The sequence below is a fragment of the Agathobaculum sp. TL06 genome, assembly GCF_054658635.1.
The window spans coordinates 15,265-35,210 of sequence record NZ_BAAGGY010000005.1 but is presented as its reverse complement, the minus strand read 5'-3'; the positions used below and the strand labels follow the sequence as shown (position 1 = coordinate 35,210).

General features: G+C 53.4%; 21 protein-coding genes. 11 read left to right on the top strand and 10 right to left on the bottom strand.

What is annotated here, in order from left to right:
* Nucleotides 1-62 precede the first annotated feature (62 nt).
* The 6 genes from ACYQ3S_RS04175 to ACYQ3S_RS04150 form a co-directional block, all read right to left on the bottom strand.
* Entirely contained in the window at nt 63-2,687 is a 2,625-nt protein-coding gene (locus ACYQ3S_RS04175) for a DEAD/DEAH box helicase (RefSeq protein ID WP_459687464.1), read from the bottom strand.
* 14 nt (nt 2,688-2,701) lie between these two features.
* The gene (locus ACYQ3S_RS04170; RefSeq protein ID WP_459687463.1) at nt 2,702-4,459 is read right to left on the bottom strand and encodes a site-specific DNA-methyltransferase; all 1,758 of its coding nucleotides are present in this window, start codon (nt 4,457-4,459) and stop codon (nt 2,702-2,704) included.
* Complete coding sequence (locus ACYQ3S_RS04165; protein WP_148317961.1) at nt 4,446-4,994, bottom strand: DUF6680 family protein; 549 nt, start codon at nt 4,992-4,994, stop codon at nt 4,446-4,448. Before ACYQ3S_RS04165 ends, ACYQ3S_RS04170 begins: the two co-directional genes overlap by 14 nt.
* Nucleotides 4,991-5,227 carry a helix-turn-helix domain-containing protein gene (locus tag ACYQ3S_RS04160; protein WP_148317959.1) on the bottom strand — a complete coding sequence of 79 codons (237 nt, stop codon included), beginning with the start codon at nt 5,225-5,227 and terminating at the stop codon, nt 4,991-4,993. Before ACYQ3S_RS04160 ends, ACYQ3S_RS04165 begins: the two co-directional genes overlap by 4 nt.
* A gap of 590 nt (nt 5,228-5,817) precedes the next feature.
* Nucleotides 5,818-6,480: a sigma-70 family RNA polymerase sigma factor gene (locus ACYQ3S_RS04155; RefSeq protein ID WP_281844194.1), complete on the bottom strand. Its 663-nt coding sequence runs from the start codon at nt 6,478-6,480 to the stop codon at nt 5,818-5,820.
* Nucleotides 6,461-7,300, bottom strand: a complete 840-nt coding sequence (locus ACYQ3S_RS04150) for a helix-turn-helix domain-containing protein (RefSeq protein WP_459687462.1) — start codon at nt 7,298-7,300, stop codon at nt 6,461-6,463. Before ACYQ3S_RS04150 ends, ACYQ3S_RS04155 begins: the two co-directional genes overlap by 20 nt.
* Nucleotides 7,301-7,535: 235 nt before the next feature.
* Here ACYQ3S_RS04150 and ACYQ3S_RS04145 point away from each other — a divergent pair, with 235 nt between their 5' ends.
* The 7 genes from ACYQ3S_RS04145 (at nt 7,536) to ACYQ3S_RS04115 (ending at nt 14,340) form a co-directional block, all read left to right on the top strand.
* Nucleotides 7,536-8,156, top strand: a complete 621-nt coding sequence (locus tag ACYQ3S_RS04145; protein ID WP_279058990.1) for a CHC2 zinc finger domain-containing protein — start codon at nt 7,536-7,538, stop codon at nt 8,154-8,156.
* Nucleotides 8,131-9,504 (top strand): DNA primase family protein, encoded by a 1,374-nt coding sequence (locus ACYQ3S_RS04140; protein WP_279058991.1) that lies wholly within the window; start codon nt 8,131-8,133, stop codon nt 9,502-9,504. Before ACYQ3S_RS04145 ends, ACYQ3S_RS04140 begins: the two co-directional genes overlap by 26 nt.
* Nucleotides 9,505-10,097: 593 nt before the next feature.
* Nucleotides 10,098-10,316, top strand: a complete 219-nt coding sequence (locus tag ACYQ3S_RS04135) for an LLM class flavin-dependent oxidoreductase (protein WP_459687461.1) — start codon at nt 10,098-10,100, stop codon at nt 10,314-10,316.
* 2 nt (nt 10,317-10,318) lie between these two features.
* Nucleotides 10,319-11,299 carry a MobV family relaxase gene (gene mobV, locus ACYQ3S_RS04130; protein WP_459687459.1) on the top strand — a complete coding sequence of 327 codons (981 nt, stop codon included), beginning with the start codon at nt 10,319-10,321 and terminating at the stop codon, nt 11,297-11,299.
* Complete coding sequence (locus tag ACYQ3S_RS04125; protein WP_204873998.1) at nt 11,289-11,471, top strand: hypothetical protein; 183 nt, start codon at nt 11,289-11,291, stop codon at nt 11,469-11,471. The genes mobV and ACYQ3S_RS04125 overlap by 11 nt, the downstream gene beginning before the upstream one ends.
* Nucleotides 11,472-11,566: 95 nt before the next feature.
* Nucleotides 11,567-12,619 (top strand): virulence RhuM family protein, encoded by a 1,053-nt coding sequence (locus tag ACYQ3S_RS04120; RefSeq protein WP_243413579.1) that lies wholly within the window; start codon nt 11,567-11,569, stop codon nt 12,617-12,619.
* A gap of 47 nt (nt 12,620-12,666) precedes the next feature.
* On the top strand, nt 12,667-14,340 hold the full coding sequence (locus tag ACYQ3S_RS04115) for a recombinase family protein (RefSeq protein ID WP_459687458.1): 1,674 nt from the start codon (nt 12,667-12,669) through the stop codon (nt 14,338-14,340).
* Between the two features lie 115 nt (nt 14,341-14,455).
* Here the strand turns inward: ACYQ3S_RS04115 and ACYQ3S_RS04110 are convergent, their stop codons facing one another.
* Nucleotides 14,456-14,875, bottom strand: a complete 420-nt coding sequence (locus tag ACYQ3S_RS04110) for an RNHCP domain-containing protein (protein WP_459687457.1) — start codon at nt 14,873-14,875, stop codon at nt 14,456-14,458.
* 73 nt (nt 14,876-14,948) lie between these two features.
* On the opposite strand from ACYQ3S_RS04110, the gene ACYQ3S_RS04105 reads away from it, so the two are divergent.
* Nucleotides 14,949-15,152: a hypothetical protein gene (locus tag ACYQ3S_RS04105; protein ID WP_459687456.1), complete on the top strand. Its 204-nt coding sequence runs from the start codon at nt 14,949-14,951 to the stop codon at nt 15,150-15,152.
* A 45-nt stretch (nt 15,153-15,197) separates the two neighbouring features.
* Here the strand turns inward: ACYQ3S_RS04105 and ACYQ3S_RS04100 are convergent, their stop codons facing one another.
* Nucleotides 15,198-15,542 carry a hypothetical protein gene (locus ACYQ3S_RS04100; protein WP_459687455.1) on the bottom strand — a complete coding sequence of 115 codons (345 nt, stop codon included), beginning with the start codon at nt 15,540-15,542 and terminating at the stop codon, nt 15,198-15,200.
* Complete coding sequence (locus ACYQ3S_RS04095) at nt 15,523-16,317, bottom strand: ZIP family metal transporter (RefSeq protein ID WP_459687454.1); 795 nt, start codon at nt 16,315-16,317, stop codon at nt 15,523-15,525. Before ACYQ3S_RS04095 ends, ACYQ3S_RS04100 begins: the two co-directional genes overlap by 20 nt.
* 334 nt (nt 16,318-16,651) lie before the next feature.
* Between ACYQ3S_RS04095 and ACYQ3S_RS04090 the strand changes: the two genes are divergently transcribed.
* The 3 genes from ACYQ3S_RS04090 to trxA are packed head-to-tail and all read left to right on the top strand — an operon-like array spanning nt 16,652 to nt 18,160.
* On the top strand, nt 16,652-17,029 hold the full coding sequence (locus tag ACYQ3S_RS04090; protein WP_459687453.1) for a DUF3783 domain-containing protein: 378 nt from the start codon (nt 16,652-16,654) through the stop codon (nt 17,027-17,029).
* Entirely contained in the window at nt 17,026-17,835 is an 810-nt protein-coding gene (locus ACYQ3S_RS04085; RefSeq protein ID WP_459687452.1) for a DNA-3-methyladenine glycosylase family protein, read from the top strand. Before ACYQ3S_RS04090 ends, ACYQ3S_RS04085 begins: the two co-directional genes overlap by 4 nt.
* Nucleotides 17,836-17,854: 19 nt before the next feature.
* Nucleotides 17,855-18,160, top strand: coding sequence for a thioredoxin (gene trxA, locus ACYQ3S_RS04080; RefSeq protein ID WP_459687451.1), 306 nt, complete (start codon nt 17,855-17,857; stop codon nt 18,158-18,160).
* Between the two features lie 74 nt (nt 18,161-18,234).
* On the opposite strand, the gene ACYQ3S_RS04075 is transcribed toward trxA, so the two are convergent.
* Nucleotides 18,235-19,932, bottom strand: coding sequence for a hypothetical protein (locus ACYQ3S_RS04075; RefSeq protein WP_459687450.1), 1,698 nt, complete (start codon nt 19,930-19,932; stop codon nt 18,235-18,237).
* Nucleotides 19,933-19,946 lie beyond the last annotated feature (14 nt).

Here is a 19,946-nt window from a genome sequence, read left to right as displayed (position 1 = left end):
TTAGATGCCTGTTCCAAATGAACACATAACACAAGTTTCTCCTTGAAAGAAGCCTAGTTGCATTACAATTCTTTCACAATCTCCATAAACCGCTCCAGAGAATACGCGCCCGGATAGTCCGGCTGCTTGGTCTCAAACACCATGTAATACTTGTACTGTTTTCCAGCCAGCTTCGCCCACTGGTCACCGATTTTGGCTTTCTCCTTGGACTCATCATTATCCAGGTGATCGCCCTTGGTCTCCACCATCAGTACCTTTCCACTGTGGAGCATCACGATGATATCAGGGTAAGCATGAACGGGGCCGTTAATCTGGAAGCCCAGTCTGGAGATATTGCGGTGCCACCACTTGACGTTACCCAGTTCTGACAGTGCCCACACCACCTTGAACTCGTACTCGTTCATATCTTCTTCGGCGGTATAGAGCGATTTTGGCACCATCGAGGTAAATGCCGTTGGGGAGATCACCGCTGGCAGCGCATAGTTGGGCAGGCAGGAAATCTTGTCCTGCTCCAGCCAGGTATCAAAGACGCCGGAGCGATGCTGGGCAATCAATTCCTTCACTTTCCCCTGAATCTTCACGACATAAGGATACGGCGACTGCTCCAGTTCGGAGAGCTGATCTTCGCTCATGGTGCCGATCACCCGGTCGATGTACTCATCCAGCTCCCGGTCGTTAACGCAGTTCATCTTGGACAGCTTTTGCTTGATAATGCCCTTACACAGAGAAAGCCGTTTTTCCGAGGGCTGGGTGTTGAACCACTCTCGGAAAAAGGCGCTGTCGCCACCGGACAGACGCCACGCCTTTGCGGTGCTGTCTTTGCTGTCGTCTACATCCACCCGTGCCATCTCAGCGTTGACCGTAGTGAAATCTACATGAGCATCTTTGTCCCGCAGAGAGAAGCCACCCTCCAAGTGCTCCAGTTCCAGGGTTTCGTGGGCTTCCGAAAACAGACTGGGGCCAGTCTCCAGCATAAACTGGGGGAAGCGCAAGGCAGAGGCTTCGTCTGCAAATTCCTCATTCATTCGGAACTGATTCATTTTGTCGCGCACCTCCGATGGAGCCTGGCTCAAAGCGGTATTGTCAGCCTGATTGATCTCGTCCTCATAGGTTTTGTTCTGTTGCAGAGCCTGTGACAGCATGGGGTCGGACTGCATCGTTCCATCCTGCACGGATTGCTCCGCCTCATGCGTTGCCGCTTCAAAACGCGCCTTCAAATCCGAGCCGTCTACTTCCGGCAGATCTGGTTCGTCAGCGGGAGGCGGGACAATAGGAAGTTGCTCCGGCTCCTGGGTGGGTGTAGCCGTAATGGGCACGTCCACATCCTGTGCCCGGTAGTCGCGGCTGCTGAAACCGGCGCTGTTCAGCCCGGCCACGACCTTCTCCAGCGTCTGGTGGAAGTCTGCGGAAGATGTGATGACATAGGAAAGATTCAGCACTTCACTGATGTTCTTCTGTGTGTAGGGCAGCCGAAGCACGCGCCCCAAAATCTGTTCCACATCCACGGTAGAAGTGCGGTTTGCCACCGTGGCCAGCACATAGGCAAAGGGGCAGTCCCAGCCCTCTTTCAGAGCATTGACAGTGATGATGTACCGGATGGGGCAGTCTGGGGACAGCAAGTCCACATTTTTCAGCTCGTCCTTATCGCCGGTTTTGATGGCAATTTCCTTTTCGGAAATGCCGCCATCCACCAGTGTTTTCTTAATTTTTTCGTATGTGGTGCTGTCTGCATTGTTGCGGGGCTGGGCCTGGAACAGAACGATGGGGCGAATATAGCGTCCGCTGGTTTCCTGCTCCCGCTTAGCCTGCGCCTCCAGCTTAGCACGAATGGCGATAGCATCCCCATATACATCGGCCTGAGACTTGCGGTTATAGACGATGACCGGCAGCTTGACCATGTTGGCCTTTTTCAGACGTGCAGCGTCCACAAAAGAGATGATGTTGCTTTTCTTTTTGGGGGTGGCGGTCAGGTCAAACACAAAGCTGGGATTGAAGTTTTGCAGCATTTCCACGCTCAAATCTGAGGTGGCATGGTGGCTCTCGTCCACGATGACTACCGGATTCAGATAGCGGATCACCTGGATCAATGCCGTCTCATCAGTGTCGGCCAGAAGAACCGACGGATCATCCATCCACTTGGCAAACTCGGCCAGATAGCCGTTCTCCTGATAGGCTTTGCGGCCTTCCTTTTTACTTGTGCGGAAAGAATCATAGCTGAGTACAAATAAAGAAATCTGTTCTGTCACCGCAGAGGGGGTAAAGTTCTGCCCCATGAGAGCCTGTTCCTTGGAGTACACCTGTACCCGCCCGCCAAAATCCACATCCAGCCGCTGGCGATAGGGATGGTCGGGATTTTCCAGCGCCTTGCGGGTCTGGGTCAGAATGGCCTCGGAGGGCACCAACCACACTACGGCCTTGGCCCGGCGCTGGGGCATGGCGTCAAAAATCGTCCGCAGAGAACTGGCAGCAATATAGGTCTTGCCGCCGCCGGTGGGCACCTTGGCACACACATGGGGCACGCCGGGGAGTACATTCACATAATTCGGCATACCGCCGAAGCCCACCAGAACATTCTTTTCGTTCCAGAGGGCCTGATACGCCTTTGCCGGGCTTTGCAGTTCCACCACCAGCTCCAGGTAGCGTGCAAGATCGGCAATAACTTCTTTCTGATAAGATTTCAGTTCCATTTCTTCACGCTCCTTTACAGCCGGGCAATATCCCGGGGGATTTTCTTAAATGTGATGTTATGCTTGCGCAGTGTTTCCTGCGGGATGGCGCACAGGTCGGCATAGATGGTGTAGCCCTCGGATTTAGTCTGGACGGTAGCCAAAAAGGCATAGTCCAGCGTGGTGACATGTTCCCGCTCATAGTAGAAGTAATAGGCGGTGTTGCGGCACAGACCCATGAAGTAGGGCTCGTCCGTGGGCTGTTCGGCGGGCAGGGGCTCTTTGGTCTCCATGTAGTAGACGTATTCCCGGATTTTTTGCGGGCCTACTTCTTCGTTGAGGTTGCCGTCCGGCAGCAGAAGCACAGGCCCCAGCTCATAGTAGCTGAAATTGCCGCCGGTGCCTTCCACGGCTTTTTTGCCCTCGCCGTAGCCGTCAATCACCCGTTTAACACGCTCGGCGGTGATGCTGTCGGCGTAGTCCATCATTTCAACAAGGATGAATTTACGGTTGCCGCCGTCGGCCTTGTTCATATTCAGCACAGCATGGGCAGTAGTGCCTGAACCTGCAAAGGAGTCGAGAATCAGAGTATCTTGATTACCTGCAATCGTGAGTACATATTCCAACAATCGGCGGGGCTTAGGTGTGTCAAAAGTTGCTTTCCCATTGAAAATTGCCAGCATCTCTTTTTTGGCTTCGTCCGTATGTCCTGTCTCAGAAAACGGCCAAAAATTAGTAGGAAGTTTTCCACCTACATTTTCAAGGTATGTTTTTCGGGCAATACCGCCTTTTCCGCCTTTAGTAAAAAAGAAACGAGGCCACTGACCGCGCTTGTATACCTCTTTTGCTCGTACAGCAGATTCTTCCAAAGATTTTGACAAAACGATAGCCTGAACCCCTTTGCGCACTTCAGATTCTGGAACACCGCATACAGCAGCACGTTCCTTTGCGTCATTCAGGTCCCGTAGTTCATAATCGCACCAGCCGCGCATTGTCTCTAACATAACATCTTGTGAATATCTCCAGTGCGCTCCATTACTTGGATAAAGTAATTCTCCGGTCATAGGGTGTTGGATAGCGTAAACCATTCCTTGATGGGTTGAAGCATCTGCTGCAAAGGCATTGTCAGATCTCCATGGGGCATAATCGTTATCTGGATTCTTATATTTAGCATTCATTTCGGCTGTTCTTGGAAGTTTGTTAGGACTCCAGCCTGGCTGTTTACTGTAAACAATCAGGTGCTCCACTTCGTTCACAATTCCTTTGGAGTCGTTTCGGGTAGAATATGTCCGCTGCCATGAAATATTTGATACAAAGCAGCTGCTTCCAAAAATCTCATCGCAAATTAGTTTCAGATTGGCATACTCGGTATCATCAATACTGATAAAAATAACTCCATCATCCGCTAACAGTCGCTGCAACAGCTTCAAGCGGGGGTACATCATGCACAGCCACTTATCGTGCCGGGAAAGGTCCTCGCCCTCTTTGCCAACCACTTCACCCAACCACTTTTTGATTTTGGGGTCATTGACGTTATCGTTGTACACCCAGCCTTCGTTGCCAGTGTTGTAAGGCGGATCGATATAGATGCACTTCACCTTGCCCTCGTACTGGGGCAGCAGGGCTTTCAGCGCCTCCAGATTGTCGCCATGGATAATCATGTTTTCGCTGCCGTTGTCCTCGGCGTGCTGCCCAGCTCCATCATAGCTGTACTGGCGCTCCAGCACCCGATAAGGCACCTCCTGGTGGTGGTTTACCACTTTATCTTTTCCAATCCATTCAAGTGTTGGCATGGGGATTATCCTCCTGTCGGTTTGGCGCTTGATTGGCTGCGTTAGTATTGATCATTTGAGCAAACGCACCAGCTACCTTTGCAAGCTCTGTCTGTCCTTTTTGGATGATCTGTTGCTGATCCATTGCCTCCATCATCCCTTTCGGAACATAAGGATTCTGAATGGTTTCCCATGTGATTTTATCCTTATATCCAAGAGAAATAGCCATTTTCTCAAGTAATTTATCTTGTGCTTGCTGCATTTGCTTTAACTGTATTTCATCTGGGTCCTTGACACAAAGAGCATGATAATATTCACTCCAAGCCTGTCGAACATTTTTATCATCCGAAAAAACAATATCAATAATGTTCATGGCTCGTGTACTTTCTACAGACCATCCTACTCGATTTATCATCAACGTCTTAAATATATCCATTTTATCTTTCCGTCTTTGAGCCCGCTCTTGAAGATATTGGCCAACAAATACAGCAACCACAGGAATAAGCAATACCGCGATTAAGTTTAGAATTGTCATGATTATTTCAAATATAGTCATTGCGTTTTTCTCCCTTTCTTTTCCTCTTGACATTTCGGGAAAATATCCACAACATCTCCAATATTGACTCCGAGTACGCCGCAAATTTTCCCCAGCGTTTCCAATGTCACTTCTTCATCTCGGTTCAGTTTTGTCATGGTGTTGGGGGCGATCCCCGCTGCTCGCCGCAGATCAGCCTTGCTCATTTTTCGGTCAATGAGCAGTTTCCAGAGTTTATTGTAAGAGATGACCATATTGGTGCCCTCCGGTCAGAGAATTCGACTTTTTTATTATATCAGATATTGACGCTTGGGACAATTGGTTTTCGCACCCCCATGCGAAAATAGTCAACCAAGGCCGAGGGTTCTGCAAGGCTTCTTCGTAGGCTCTGTCCAGCCACCGCTGAACAAATACAGGCACAGAAATCTGCCCGCTATACGGGCAAATCTCTGTGCCTGTTTTGCCTGTTCGGGCAGAGGAGCATCCATTGTGTGGGAACAGGATGGATAGTCACTGCACGGACAGGCGGGGTGTCCAGAGGGGCGCAGCCTCTTTGGCTCTGGGTTTCCAATAGGGGCGAGCAGCATCCCTGTTGGCACACGATTTTCCGTAGGAAAGTCTAGTGTGTTATACCTTTGTGGAGCAGATGGCAGCCGGAATTGTAGCACGCCCCGGAAAGTGTGGCTACAGTTGCGGCGTTCTGGCGGGAAAGGTTGCCCCTTACGGGGCGGCATGAGCGACAGAAAAAGGATGGCAGGCGGTGCGAATATGCACTGTCTGCCATCCTTGTCATCTGCGGAACAAAGGTATATCAAAGCCCCGTCAGCAGCTGCTTACCATCGTATCAGAACCACCACGGCAGCTTCCCGCGCAGACTGTCCATCGCCTCGCCCTCAACCTTCTTCGTCCGGCTCTCGCTGAGATGGAAATGGAGTGCTGTGCCGATCAGCGGGTGCTCAATACCATCGGTAAATCCATAGCGATACAGCAGATAAGTCTGCTCTCTGGCAGTCAGCTTGTCCATCGCCGCATACAATTCCATTAGCTGTTCTTTTTGGATATAGATTTGCTCTGGCGTTTGAGTGTAAGGGTCGGCTATGGCTTCGATTCGCAGCATCCGTTCATCATCTGAGAGAACGTCATCCAGATATACTCTCTGGAAGCCGGGGCCGTCTTTCTTATCCACCATCCGTTGTTCAAACTGAGCGAGGGCTGCGCGAATGCAGTCCGTCATGGCATTGCGGATCGCCGGTGCCGCATAGGTCAGGAATTTCATACCCCGTCCGGCGTCAAATAAAGGAATCGCGTTCAGCAGGCCGATACTTCCCTCCTGCACTAAATCATCTAAATCCATTCCAATATCATTTTCATCCAGACCCATGCTCCGGTATTGCTCCAACGCGATTTTTCGGATGAATCCCAGATTGTTTTCCAGCAAAATATCACGGGCAGCCGTATCCCCTGCCTGCGCCAGCTTGCACAGCCGCTCATTGCTCAGGGCCGGCATTTTGTTTCTCCTGCGCGTGGTCTAAGGTGGATTGGAGAAATTCCGTCAACGCCTGACCAAACTTGTCCAACGCTTCCTTTTGCACACCGTCCATCCCTGCCGCGCTCTGGGTGACAGCGGCGGAAATCATTTCTGGCGTGATGGTCGGTGCCTGGACATCCTGGCCTTTTGTCAACTCGGAGAACATCTGCTGGGTGATGCCCTTGGTCAAGGTTTGTGCCGCCGTAAAATCGTTACCGATCTCTTTTTTTACTTCCCGCAATGCCGCCATAAAAGTATTCTGTATCATCGTGAGGTCTGCCTGATAGACAGGAACTTTCTGCCGGTTGACAGTTCTGGCAGCCTGCACAGCGGCATCCGTTTTCACATTCCGGCGCAGCATGGCGCTGAGGGTGGTAAGCATCTGGTTCTGCCCGGCGAAACCGGCGGTCAGCGTATCGTCAAAATATTGCTCGATCATGTAGGTTACTTCTGCAAAGCGCGGGCTTTCCAACAGGCGGTTGACAATTTCAGCATTGGCTTTCCCGGTGTACAGATTCCGCGCCGCCTGCACTGACAGGCCCAGTTCTTCAATATCAAAATTTGTCCGGTCGGGTGTGTTGACTTCCCCCAGAAGGAAATCTGTGGAGACTTCAAACACTTTTGCAATGCGGAGCAAATGTTCTGTGCTGATTTTATCGGTCTTACCGCTCACAAACCGGCTGATGGCGCTCTCGGTGCTGCCGATGCGGGTCGCCAGTTGTGCCTGGGTGATTTTATGTTCCTTCATAAGCTCCTGCATCCGCTGCCGGATATTGCCGGGCAGATAGGCTCCCTCCATGTGACACACACCTCTTTCCTGTAAACTCTCTGCTTTCATTATACCTTATAAAACCAGCGTGGGCAAATGCTTTCCGCTGGTCTCGCCGCTCTGATGTCTTGCATTTTTGCAAGATTTCAGGGTGGCGATTTTTCATTTCTTGCACTTTTAACGGATTTTTCGGCCTATAGGCTTTTTCCCCGTATATTCAGGCAGACGGGCAGATACCGTCAATAAATGATGGAGGGCAAAGCCTATGAATTTGTTTGAAACTGTAAAATCTGCTGTCACTGTGAAGCAGGCCGCCGAGCACTACGGCTGCAAGGTCAACCGGGGGGACATGATCTGCTGCCCCTTCCACGATGACCTGCATCCCAGCATGAAGCTGAACAGGGATTATTTCTATTGCTTTGGCTGCGGGGCTACCGGGGATGTGATCGACTTTGTGGCGCGGCTGTTCGGCCTGAGCAGCTATGAGGCCGCAAAGAAGCTGGCCTATGACTTCGGCATCGATCCGGACAAGCCCCCGGCAGCTGTGGCGCTGAAAAAGCCCTATCCGCTGGCGCGGGCTTTCCGTAACGATGAGATGCATTGCCTGCGGGTGCTGTGCGATTATCTGCATCTGCTGGAAGGATGGAAAGCCGAGTATGCGCCGAAGTCGCCGGAGGACGAACTGGACGACCGTTTTGTAGAGGCGTGTCACATGATCGAGTATGTAGATCATTTGTTGGATGTTCTCATGTTTGCGGAACTGGAGCAGCGTGTGAAGGCGGTGGATATGCTGCTGAAGGACGGAACCATCGCCGCGCTGGAGCAGCGACTCCAACGTCTGGAAAAGGAGGTGCAGCACCGTGGCGAAGAACGAGCAATCGCGTGAGGTCAACCAGCCTGTCTGGTTTGACGGCAAGAGTATCAATGAAGCCCTGTTTTGTGATGATTTTCTCGGCAGACACAAAATCATCTACACAAACGGGGCTTTTTTTACGCCTGATGGCCGCGTCACCGATGAGCTGCCGCTGCGTGGAGAAATTTTTGAGGAACTGAAATGCTGCGCGGTCAGTAACATCCCCCGCAAAATCAGCAACATTGTGGAACTGATGAAGCTGGCGGCGCTGGTAGAGGATTTCCCACCGGAAACTGACCGCATCCATCTGGCAAACGGCACGTTATTTCTGGATGACACCTTTACGGAGGGAAAACAGGACATTGTGCGCTGCCGTCTGCCAGTGTCCTATAATCCCGAAGCACCCGCGCCGACCCGCTGGTTGGCCTTTCTGGATGGGCTGTTGTACCCGGAAGACATCCCTACCTTGCAGGAGTTTATCGGCTATTGCCTGATCCCCAGCAACAAGGGCCAGCGTATGATGGTCATTAAGGGCAACGGCGGCGAGGGTAAAAGTCAAATTGGCGTGGTGCTGGCTGCCCTATTCGGCAACAATATGAAGGACGGCAGCATCGGCAAGATTTCCGAGAACCGCTTTGCCCGCGCCGACCTGGAACACATTCTGCTGTGTGTCGATGACGATATGCGGATGGAGGCACTGCGTCAGACCAACTATGTCAAATCCATCGTCACCGCCCAGGGCAAGATGGATTTGGAGCGTAAGGGCAAGCAGAGTTATCAGGGGTGGATGTGCGCCCGTCTGCTGGCGTTCAGCAACGGCGACTTGCAGGCACTCTTTGACCGGAGCGATGGTTTTTACCGGCGGCAGCTGGTGCTGACCACCAAAGAGAAACCTGCCGACCGTGTGGATGATCCCGACCTGGCTGAGAAGATGAAGGCCGATGTGGAGGGCATTCTGCTGTGGGCTTTTGAGGGATTGCAGCGGCTGATAGCGAACAACTTCAAGTTCACCGAGAGCCAACGCACCAGAGAGAACCGGGAGGCCGTCAAGCGGGATAACAACAATGTGTTCGACTTTCTGGAATCCGAGGGCTATATCCGGCTGAAAGCCGATGCTTCCATCAGCTCAAAGGATTGCTATGACATTTACCGGATGTGGTGCGAGGAAAACAGTCTGACTGCACTCAAACGCCGCAGTTTCAGCGATGCGCTGGTGGCAGCCTGTGGCAAGTACAATCTGGAACACTGCAACACGATCACCAATTCGGCAGGACGCCGGGTGTGGGGCTTTATGGGGATCGAGGCAGTGGCAAGACCGCATATAAACGAGTTTACGGACGCTTCACAGTGTACGTACGTACCGGAAGACTGGCGGGATTGATTTCCGCTCTGGTCGCCGGTACGTATGTACGCAGCGATTAACCCTATTACCCTATATATTGTAGAGGTGCTTCATTTGGATAAAGTGGTCGTGCCCATTTTGGGTACGACCAGAACAATGCAAATATTCTCGGTTTTGTGATGTGAAGTGGTCGGTGTCATTTTGAACCCGACCACTTTAGCGAAGCAAAGTAGTCATGGACATTTTTGTCCGTGTCTAAAACAGTCAAGGGAAAGCGGTGATTTTGCAGGCATATTTTAGAGCAATCTCAAAACGGCGAAATGTTTCTCTTTTATCCGTATACAGTTCGCCGGATGGCGGCTCACGGAACGACGTACAGATTGCAGCATTTTGTGACAATACAGCCCGAACAGTGAAAAGCCCCACATTTCTGCGAAGTCGAATATTCCGCCGTTGACCACCGATACGCGAGGAATCATTTCTATCGCAAAACAGCACTTACGCAAATTTCACCATTGACCAAAGCCGGTGCGCTCCCCAGCGCAGCCGGTTCTTTTTATGACGCAACCGAAAATCATGTTTTAGCTGTCAAGTGACAAAGAGTGTCACTTGCGAAAATGGAGGAATATTTTATGAAGTCAAGTATCCGAAACGAAATCAAGGCGCAGATCATCCGCGCCGGTTACACCATGCAGGAAGTCGTTGACCAGCTGCACGATGAATATAGCTGGAGCGACAGCGTATCCAATCTTTCCGGGAAATTGCAGCGGGAATCGCTGCGGTATCGGGAGGCCGTAGAACTGGCTGACGTGCTGGGATATGACATTGTCTGGCAGAAACGGAGGGATTGAGCATGGAAAAAGCACAGTACGCGATTATGCGATTTGCAAAATACAAGGGGCCTGAAATCGGCAATATCGAGGCCCATAACGAGCGCACAAAGGAAAAGTACGCCAGCAATCCCGATGTGGATACCAGCCGAAGCAAGTACAACTTCCATCTGGTCAAACCGCCCGGCAAGTACCGGGCGGAGTCAGAGAGGCAGATTGCTGCTGCCGGATGCCGTACCCGGAAAGACAGTATCCGTATGATCGAGACGTTATTCACTGCCAGCCCGGAGTTCTTCAAGGGGAAGAAACGGGCAGAGATTCGCGTGTTTTTCGAGGAAGCCCTGCACTTTCTGGAACAGCATCAATCCAAAGAGACAATCATATCTGCTGTGGTGCATATGGACGAGAAAACGCCTCATATGCACCTTTGTTTTGTCCCCCTGACTGAGGACGGCAGGCTTAGCGCCAAAGACATTATGGGCAACAAAAAGAAGCTGACATGGTGGCAGGATGAGTTTTGGAAACACATGGTCAAGAAGTTTCCAGATTTGGAACGCGGTGAGAGCGCCAGCCTGACCGGGCGCGACCACATTCCGCCCCGCGTGTTCAAGGAGATGACCAGGTTGACCAAACAGAAGGAAAAACTGGGGCAGTTGCTTACCGGAATCAATCCTTTCGACGCCAAAAGCCGGGCGGAGGAAATCTGCAAAATTCTGGATACCTATATTCCCAGCGTAGAGAAGATGGACACACTGCTGCGGAAATATGGTGTGGCTTTTACGAAAACAGCATCCGAAAATAAAAAGTTGAAAACAAAAAATGCTGAATTGGAAGAATCCCTTGCATCGGCGCAGAAGGTCAGCACCCTAAAGCAGATCGAAGACCTCAAGCTGCGGCGCGACTATGACAGTGCTGTGGCTATTTTGGAGCAGATACCGGCAGAAGTATTGGAATTTTACAAACAGCCTCATAGAAAAGAAAGGGAAAATGCCTATGATAGATGAATGGAGCGGTTTTGCAGACCTGCTGGCCAACCTGATTGAAAAGTATGTTTCGGAATTGGATGTTGAGAACTTGCCCGCACCGGCAGTATCGTTTGATAATCAGGATAGCGCAGCAAATAAAAAAGACTCTGAGTTCAATGCGGAAGCAGTTGAAAGCAAAATTGCTGCATGATATAATAAACGTGATATAAGCGTCCAAACAAGAGGATGGGTCTACTCCCTGTCCTCTTGGAACATAAAAACGGAATCAGATGGGAGCGTGAACAAATGGCGGAAGATAAAATGAGACCAAATCAGGGCCAGGGTGAGATTGTAATTTATCAGGCGGAAGATGGACTTACAAAGGTAGAATGCCGGTTTGTGGACGAAACCGTTTGGCTGACACAGCAGCAGATGGCGGAACTGTTCCATACGTCCAGAAGCAACATTGTGGAGCATATCGGCCACATCTATGAAGAAGGCGAACTGGATGAGACTTCAACCTGTCGGAAATTCCGACAGGTTCGAATGGAGGGCAACCGGCAAGTAACCAGAGAGCTGCCTTTCTATAATCTGGACATGATCATTTCTTTGGGGTACAGAGTAAAATCTTTGATTGCCACCCAGTTTCGCCGGTGGGCCACTGAGCGCCTAAAAGAATATATGATCAAGGGCTTCACGATGGACGATGAGCGCCTAAAAAATTTGGGCGGTGGCAACTATTGGCGCGAACTGCTGGAACGGATTCGGGACATTCGTTCTTCGGAAAAAGTCATGTATCGTCAAGTGTTGGACTTGTACGCCACCAGCGTGGACTATAACCCCAGAAGTGCGGAATCTGTTGCGTTTTTCAAAATGGTGCAGAACAAGCTTCATTATGCAGCGCATGGACATACGGCTGCGGAAGTGATCTATGAGCGGGCCGATGCGGATAAGCCATTTATGGGGCTTACCACCTTTTCCGGGGATTTTCCCACGGCAAAAGATATTGGGATTGCCAAGAATTATCTGACGGAGGAAGAACTGCGGGTTCTGAATCAAATGGTATCCGGTTATTTCGACTTTGCCGAGGTGCAGGCCATTCGTCACCGGCCCATGTATATGAGTGATTATGTGGAGCAGCTGGATAACATTCTTCGGGCGACTGGGGAAGAAGTATTGACCCATGCAGGGAAAATCAGTCATGCACAGGCGATGGAAAAAGCGAAAGCAGAATATAAACGTTATCAAGCACAAACCCTTTCCCCTGTCGAGGAAGAATATCTGAAGACCATCAAACAGTTGGGGAAAACGGCCAAGACGGAAGCGGAAAAGCAGGATGATACTTCTAATCCAAGTTAAAATAGCCAATCCAATTTTTCGATTGGCACCACATGAGGAAGATTAAGATGCAGAAAGAGAAGATAAAAGTTTACACCTATACCAGAGTCTCCACCGCTATGCAGGTGGATGGCTATTCGCTGGATGCACAGAAAGCCAAAATGAAAGCCTACGCAGACTATAACGATTATGAGATCGTCGGTGAATATGAGGACGCGGGAAAGTCTGGAAAATCCATTGAAGGCCGGGCGCAATTCAGCCAGATGATGGAGGACATCAAATCCGGAAAAGATGGCGTGTCCTATGTTCTGGTATTCAAATTGTCCCGCTTCGGCAGAAATGCGGCGGACGTGCTTTCTTCCCTTCAGGTCATGCAGGATTTTGGCGTCAATCTGGTATGTGTGGAGGATGGCATTGATTCTTCCAAAGACGCGGGCAAATTGATGATCTCCGTCCTGTCTGCTGTGGCGGAGATTGAGCGCGAAAATATCCGTGTCCAAACCATGGAGGGCCGTATCCAAAAAGCAAGGGAGGGCCGCTGGAACGGTGGCTTTGCCCCCTATGGGTATCAGCTGGTAGATGGAAAACTGATGATCAACGAGGAAGAAGCAGAGGCGATTCGTGTCATCTATGACCAGTATGTTCACACGGACATTGGCGCAAACGGCATTGCAAAGTATCTGGAAAACCACGGTATCCGCAAGATTCCCCGGCAGAATGGGAAGAATCCCCTGTTTGACGCACATTTGATTCGCTTGATTTTGAAAAATCCGGTGTACTGCGGCAAGATTGCCTATGGCCGCCGCAAGATGGAAAAAGTGCGCGGCACAAGGAACGAGTATAAGCTGGTGGAGCAGAACAACTACCTGCTGGCAGAAGGATTGCATGAGCCTATTGTTTCGGAAGAAGTCTGGCAAGCGGCGCAGGTGAAGCTGCTGGCACAGGCCAAGAAATACGAACACGTCAACCGTGGGAAGGATGAACACGTACATCTACTCTCCGGCATTGTAAAGTGTCCTGTCTGCGGAGCCGGAATGTACGGGAACAAAAGCATCAAGCACAAGGCGGACGGCAGCAAGTACAAGGACTTTTATTATTACGGCTGTAAGCATCGCTCCATGATTCGTGGGCATAAGTGCGATTACAAAAAGCAGCTTCGGGAAGAACTGCTGGACGATGCCGTGGCAGAAGTCATTGTAAAGCTGGTGAGCAATCCAAAGTTTGCGGCTATGATGCAGGAAAAGATCAACATGAAAGTGGATACCGCCGCCATTGACCAGGAGATTGCCAATTACGAGAAGCAGCTGCGCCAGCATTATTCCGTCAAGGCAAAACTGTCGGAGGAGATCGATTCTCTCGACCCGGACGACCGGCACTATGTGCGGCGCAAGGCAGACCTTGATGACCGGCTCTACAAGATGTATGATAAGATTGAGGATACCGAATCTCTGCTGATTGCGGCCAGAGCCAAAAAGCAGGCCATTGAAGCGGAAAAACTGACCGGTGACAATATCTATAAAGTGCTGATCTATTTTGAAAAACTGTACGGCGTGATGAACGAAGCGGAGCGGCGGCAGTTGATCGAGGCATTGATCTCTGAGATTCAGATTTACCCGGAACGCCAAGCCAATGGACAGTGGTTAAAATCCATCAAATTTAAGCTGCCGATTATCGAGGAAGACATGAGTATTAGTTTGGACAATGAAGAACAAGTCGAGACGGTATGCCTGCTGCAACGATGAAAACGGAAGGATGTTTCCCGATACCGCGGGAAGCCTGCGTCTTGACGGGGAAAGTTCGGAAACACACGGCAATATAGAAAGGCATGGCTTCGCCATGCCTTTTCCGTTATCCGTTTCAGCAGCCGCTGCCGCCCATGAGGGCGGTCATTTCCTCGATCCGTTCGAGTGGGAACGGCGGTTCGCATAATGGTTTCATAGCGATCGACATCAGCTTCATCGGATTGTCGTCCGCGGCCACCCGATTGGAATGCAGCGCGCCGCAGCGACGGCAGCGGTGGATGACCGCCCACTCCCTGTTTTTGCGCACCCATACAGCGATGGGTTCCATGATCCCGCCGCAGTTCGCGGCACGGTCGCCCGGCTCGTTATCCAGATGCAGGCTGGACAGGCAGTTCGGGCAATGGTTGCGGTGGCTGCTGCCCGCGCCGGCGGAGACAACCGGCCGTCCGCATACGCGGCAGGTAAAGCTTTCCGTACAGGCATGCGTTTTATAATAGCCTTTTTCATACAATTTCCGTTTGTTTTCTCGGTTCATGGTTTGTTTGTCCTTTCCTATGAATAAAATGCTTCGGGGTCAGGACAACAAAAAATGGCCCGCATGACGGGCCATGAAAACTGCGCTGCTGGAGGAAAACGGGCGGTATACAGCCGCACAAAACGGCGGCAGCACAAATACGGCCCTGCGAAAAGGCAAGCCCGATCCGGTATCCGTAAAATCAGCACAGCAAAAAGGCCCATCGTTTTGCGATGAGGAATTTTTGTCATCCTGTTATTTACGGATGGCCGACATCAAGCCACCGCCTTTCGTCTGATTTCCTGTTCAGTATAGCACAAACAGCGCTGGCAGGCAAGCCTTTTTATGGCTTATGTGCCGGTTCCGGTGCAGGCTGCGGCGCAGAGAGCGTCCCGCGCTCCGGCCGGAAGATCGTGCGGAACAGGAACCGCACAAGCGGGCCGCAGAAGAATATCTGCCAGAAAAAAGCCATAGGGAAATTGCAGGCCAAGGTCTGCAGCCAGACCGGAATCAATTCGATCCCTGGATGCTTGAAGAGCAGTGCGGCCCAGAAGCTCATGATGGGACACATCCATGCCACAGTGACGCTGGCCCGCGCAAGAGTGACGAAAATGGGCTTATCCACGCCGGGCGTTACCATGCGAAACGCGATTGGGGGGGCGATGCGGTCAACCGAGCGCAACGTCAAGGATCATCATTACCAGAAAGCCGGCCATTACGCCAAGCGTTCCCGGGTGGGAGTGCTCCCCAAGGTGCGCTTCTGGGATCAGCTCCTCGACCACAACGTACAGCATCGCGCCCGCGGCTGCGGAGAGCAGCCAGGGCATGAAAGGCGTAAGCTGCGCCGCGGCCAAAACCACCAGCACGCCGAAAATCGGTTCCACCACACCGGACAGCGCGCCGTAGAGAAAAGCGCGCGGGCGCGACAGTCCCTCCTGCTGCAGCGGCAGAGACACCGCCGCACCCTCGGGAAAGTTTTGGATGCCAATGCCAAGCGCCAACGCGCCGGCGGCCGCGATCAGACCGGCCTCTCCGTTGTGCTGTGCCGCGCGGGCGAACGACAGGCCAACCGCCATACCCTCCGGTATGTTATGCAGCGTTACAGCGAGCACGAGCAGCGTGGTGCGCCGGAAAGAGGAGGGCAGCCCCTCGGCCTTGGCGGCGCCGCTGTGCAGATGCGGGAGCAGGCCGTCCAGCGCGAGCATGAGCAGAATGCCGAGGATAAAGCCGCCGGCGGCGGGGATCCAGCCGATCCCGCCAGCCGCCTCAGCCTCCTCAATAGCGGGGATCAGCAGGCTCCAAACCGAAGCCGCGATCATGACGCCTGCCGCAAAGCCGAGGAAAATGCGCTGCAGCAGCGCGCTCGATTTGCGGCGCAGGAAAAATACCATAGCGGCCCCCAGCGAGGTCATCGCAAAAGTAAAACCAGTGCCGGCCGCCGCCCAAATCAATGCCTGTATCATAAAAAGGCCTCCTTTCTGGATGGAAGTATGATAAAAAGTCCGTTCTGATAACAGAAAGTTTATTAACAATTGAAGTTAGCGAAACCTAACCACCATTATAGATATCCATGCCGAGACTGTCAAGACAAATGCCTGCCGTCTGAATATGGAGCGAATAGGTATATTTCATTATACACGCTCCGCAGACCTGCCGCAAGAGGGAGATACAGGGAACGGCGGGTATCTTGGCGGAAAGGCGTCGCGGCTGCAGGGCCGTGCGGCAGGCGCCTTTCCCTTGCTGGTTTGCCGACCGCTGTGGTATAATAAAAACAAATGCCATAAGGAGGAACCGAATATGTCGGTGTCACGGGAAAGCGTTTTATATTTTGATCCTAACGGCGGGGAACAGGCCGCTGTTTTGAAATCCATTCTGGTACGGATGGGGGTGCGTATTCGAAATGTCGCGCCGGAGGCGGTAGGACAGACGATTGGCTGTCTGCTTGGCCGCAAAGGATTTGATGCGCGTGAAGCGCCGGAGGCGCCGGCGCTGGCTGAGCCTGTGCTGGTGCTGGATGGCTTTACCGATAAGCGTCTGGAAATCCTGCTGCGTGAAATGAAAAAGAACGGCGTATCCATCCCGTATAAAGCGGTCGTAACAGAGACAAATCTGGGTTGGCTGTTCCACCAACTGTATGACGAGCTGGCGGCGGAGCATGAGGCGATGAGCAAATGATCGAACGCGAGATACCAGATTTTGATTTGGAGCAGATCGCTCGGTCGGGACAATGCTTCCGCTTTCGGGAACTGGGGGAAAAGCGGTATGCGGTCGTTGCGGGAGGGAAGTATATTGAAGTCTGCCAGGAAGGGCGGCTGGTGCGGTTCGATTGTCCGGAGGAAACGTTCGAGTCGGTCTGGCGCGGCTATTTTGACCTGGATGCGGACTATGGCCGGTATAAGCGGGCGGTCGCCAAGCGGGACCAATACCTGCAGTGTGCGGTTGCGGCGGGAGGCGGGCTGCGCATCCTCCGGCAGGAGCTGTGGGAGACCATCGTGTGCTTTATCATTTCCCAGCAAAACAATATCGGACGCATCACGAAATGCGTCGAAAATTTGTGTTCCCTTTTTGGGGAAATCTGCTATAATGGGAGTGGACAGGTATACAATGCGTTCCCGACGGCCGAACGCCTTGCCGCCTGCACGCTGGAGGAGTTTGCGCCCATCCGTCTGGGCTATCGGGCGAAATACATACTGTCCGCCGCGCGGCAGGTTGTATCGGGCGAAGTAGACCTGGAGGCTGTCCGGCATATGGACTATGCCCACGCCCGCACTGAGCTGATGCGGCTGTCCGGCGTGGGGCGCAAGGTAGCGGAATGTATCTGTCTGTTTGCGCTGCATCATATCGATGCGTTCCCGATCGATACGCATATCCGGCAGGTATTGGATACCCACTATCCCAAGGGGTTCCCGTTAAAGCGCTATCGGGGATTTGCGGGCGTTATGCAGCAGTATGCATTTTATTATGAACTTGTGACAAACTGAAGCAAAGGAGTGTAGGAATATGGCGGTTTTAACCATTACAAAGGATAATTTTGAACAGGAGGTACTGCAGTCGGACAAGCCGGTTCTGCTCGATTTCTGGGCGAGCTGGTGCGGCCCGTGCCGCATGGTCTCCCCGATTGTAGACGAGATCGCGGAGGAGCGCGCGGACATCAAAGTCGGCAAGATCAATGTGGACGAGCAGGGCGCGCTCGCGCAGGAGTTCGGCGTAATGAGCATTCCGACACTGGTCGTAATCAAGGACGGCCAGATCGCGAATAAAGCGGTCGGCGCGATGCCTAAAGCCAATATCCTTGCGCTGCTGTAAATAAGAAAACGGAAACGGGAAAGTTCCCGTTTCCGTTTTTTTATCAGCCGTCCGGACGCGCGCCAGAAACAGCGTTAAGTGGGGATATCGCCGAGCCGGTAGATTGTCAGGGAAATGTCGCTGTAGAAATACGTGCTTCCGCTGCCAATGACCCGCAGCGTGGCTGGGGCGGAGGAAACCGCTACCGGCGATGTGAACGCAATATTCACGGTTTCGGTCGAAGTGTGGAAGTTATGCGATGCGGAGGCGCCGGCGACAGAGGACCCGTTTAACTCAAGCGTAAAGCTGATATTATAGGGGAATGTCACACCATTTCCAGGCGCCATGCCGCCGTTAAAGGCCACGGCGTAAACGCCGGGCTGGTTGATGGTGAAAGTTGCGCTGTTGAGCGCGTGCGAGATGGAGGTGCCGTAGGAAAGTGCGTTCCGGTCAAAAATCAGGGCGTTATTTCCTGTGCCGCCGGGGTGCGAGGGGGTGGAATAAGCGGATAACAGGTCGATTGTCGCACCGCCCTGGCCATCCTGCCCTCTGGGGATTGTAAAATCGAGTACAGCGTCTTTTTCCGTACCCGAGTTGACGACGCTGGCTTCGGTGCCGGGATCTCCGGTGGTAACCGTGCCGACACGGACCGTGGCGGCATCGCCATCTTCACCGGCTGGGCCGGTTGCACCCGTGGGACCCGTAGGACCAGTAGCGCCGGTCGGGCCGGTGGGACCGGTAGGTCCGGTTGCGCCCGTGGGGCCAGTCGCGCCGGTACCCGTAGCGCCGGTCGGGCCGGTGGGACCTGTTGCGCCGGTAGGTCCAGTTGCGCCTGTGGGACCTGTCGGACCGGTAGGCCCAGTCGCACCGGCACCCGTAGCACCGGTCGGACCAGTGGGACCAGTAGGACCTGTTGCGCCGGTACCCGTAGCGCCAGTTGGGCCAGTGGGACCAGTAGGACCGGTTGCGCCAGTCGGCCCCGTGGGGCCAGTAGGACCGGTTGCGCCGGTGGGGCCAGTCGCACCGGTACCAGTCGCACCAGTCGGGCCGGTGGGACCTGTTGCGCCGGTAGGACCAGTAGCGCCCGTGGGACCAGTCGCGCCGGTACCCGTAGCACCGGTCGGACCAGTGGGACCAGTAGGACCTGTTGCGCCGGTACCCGTAGCGCCAGTTGGGCCAGTGGGACCAGTAGGACCGGTTGCGCCAGTCGGCCCCGTGGGGCCAGTAGGACCTGTTGCGCCGGTGGGGCCAGTTGCACCGGTACCCGTAGCGCCGGTCGGGCCGGTGGGGCCAGTTGCGCCGGTAGGACCCGTTGCGCCCGTGGGGCCAGTCGCGCCGGTACCCGTTGCGCCAGTCGGCCCCGTGGGACCCGTTACGCCCGTAGGTCCGGTCGCGCCGGTCGGCCCCGTAGGTCCGATTGCGCCGAAGCCGGTAGCACCCGTGGGACCCGTCGGTCCGGTTGCCCCCGTGGGACCGGTCGGTCCTGTCGCGCCGGTGGGACCGGTCGGGCCGCCGGCTGGTCCTGTCGCGCCCGTCGCGCCGGTGGCGCCTGTCGCACCCGTAGCGCCCGGGAAGCCTCTCGGTCCCTGGGGACCGGTCGCACCCGTAAAGCCGCGCGGCCCCATCGGACCGCGCTCGCCGCGATACCCGCGCGGGCCTTCAGGCCCTGTCGGGCCTGTGGGGCCGGGCGGGCATTGCTGGCCGCCGCATGTGCCGCCGCAGATCTTATCCATCCACTTGTCGGAGGAGCAGCCGGAACCGTCCCGTCCAACAAATTGTGAGCGATCGTACATGTCTTTCTTCCTTT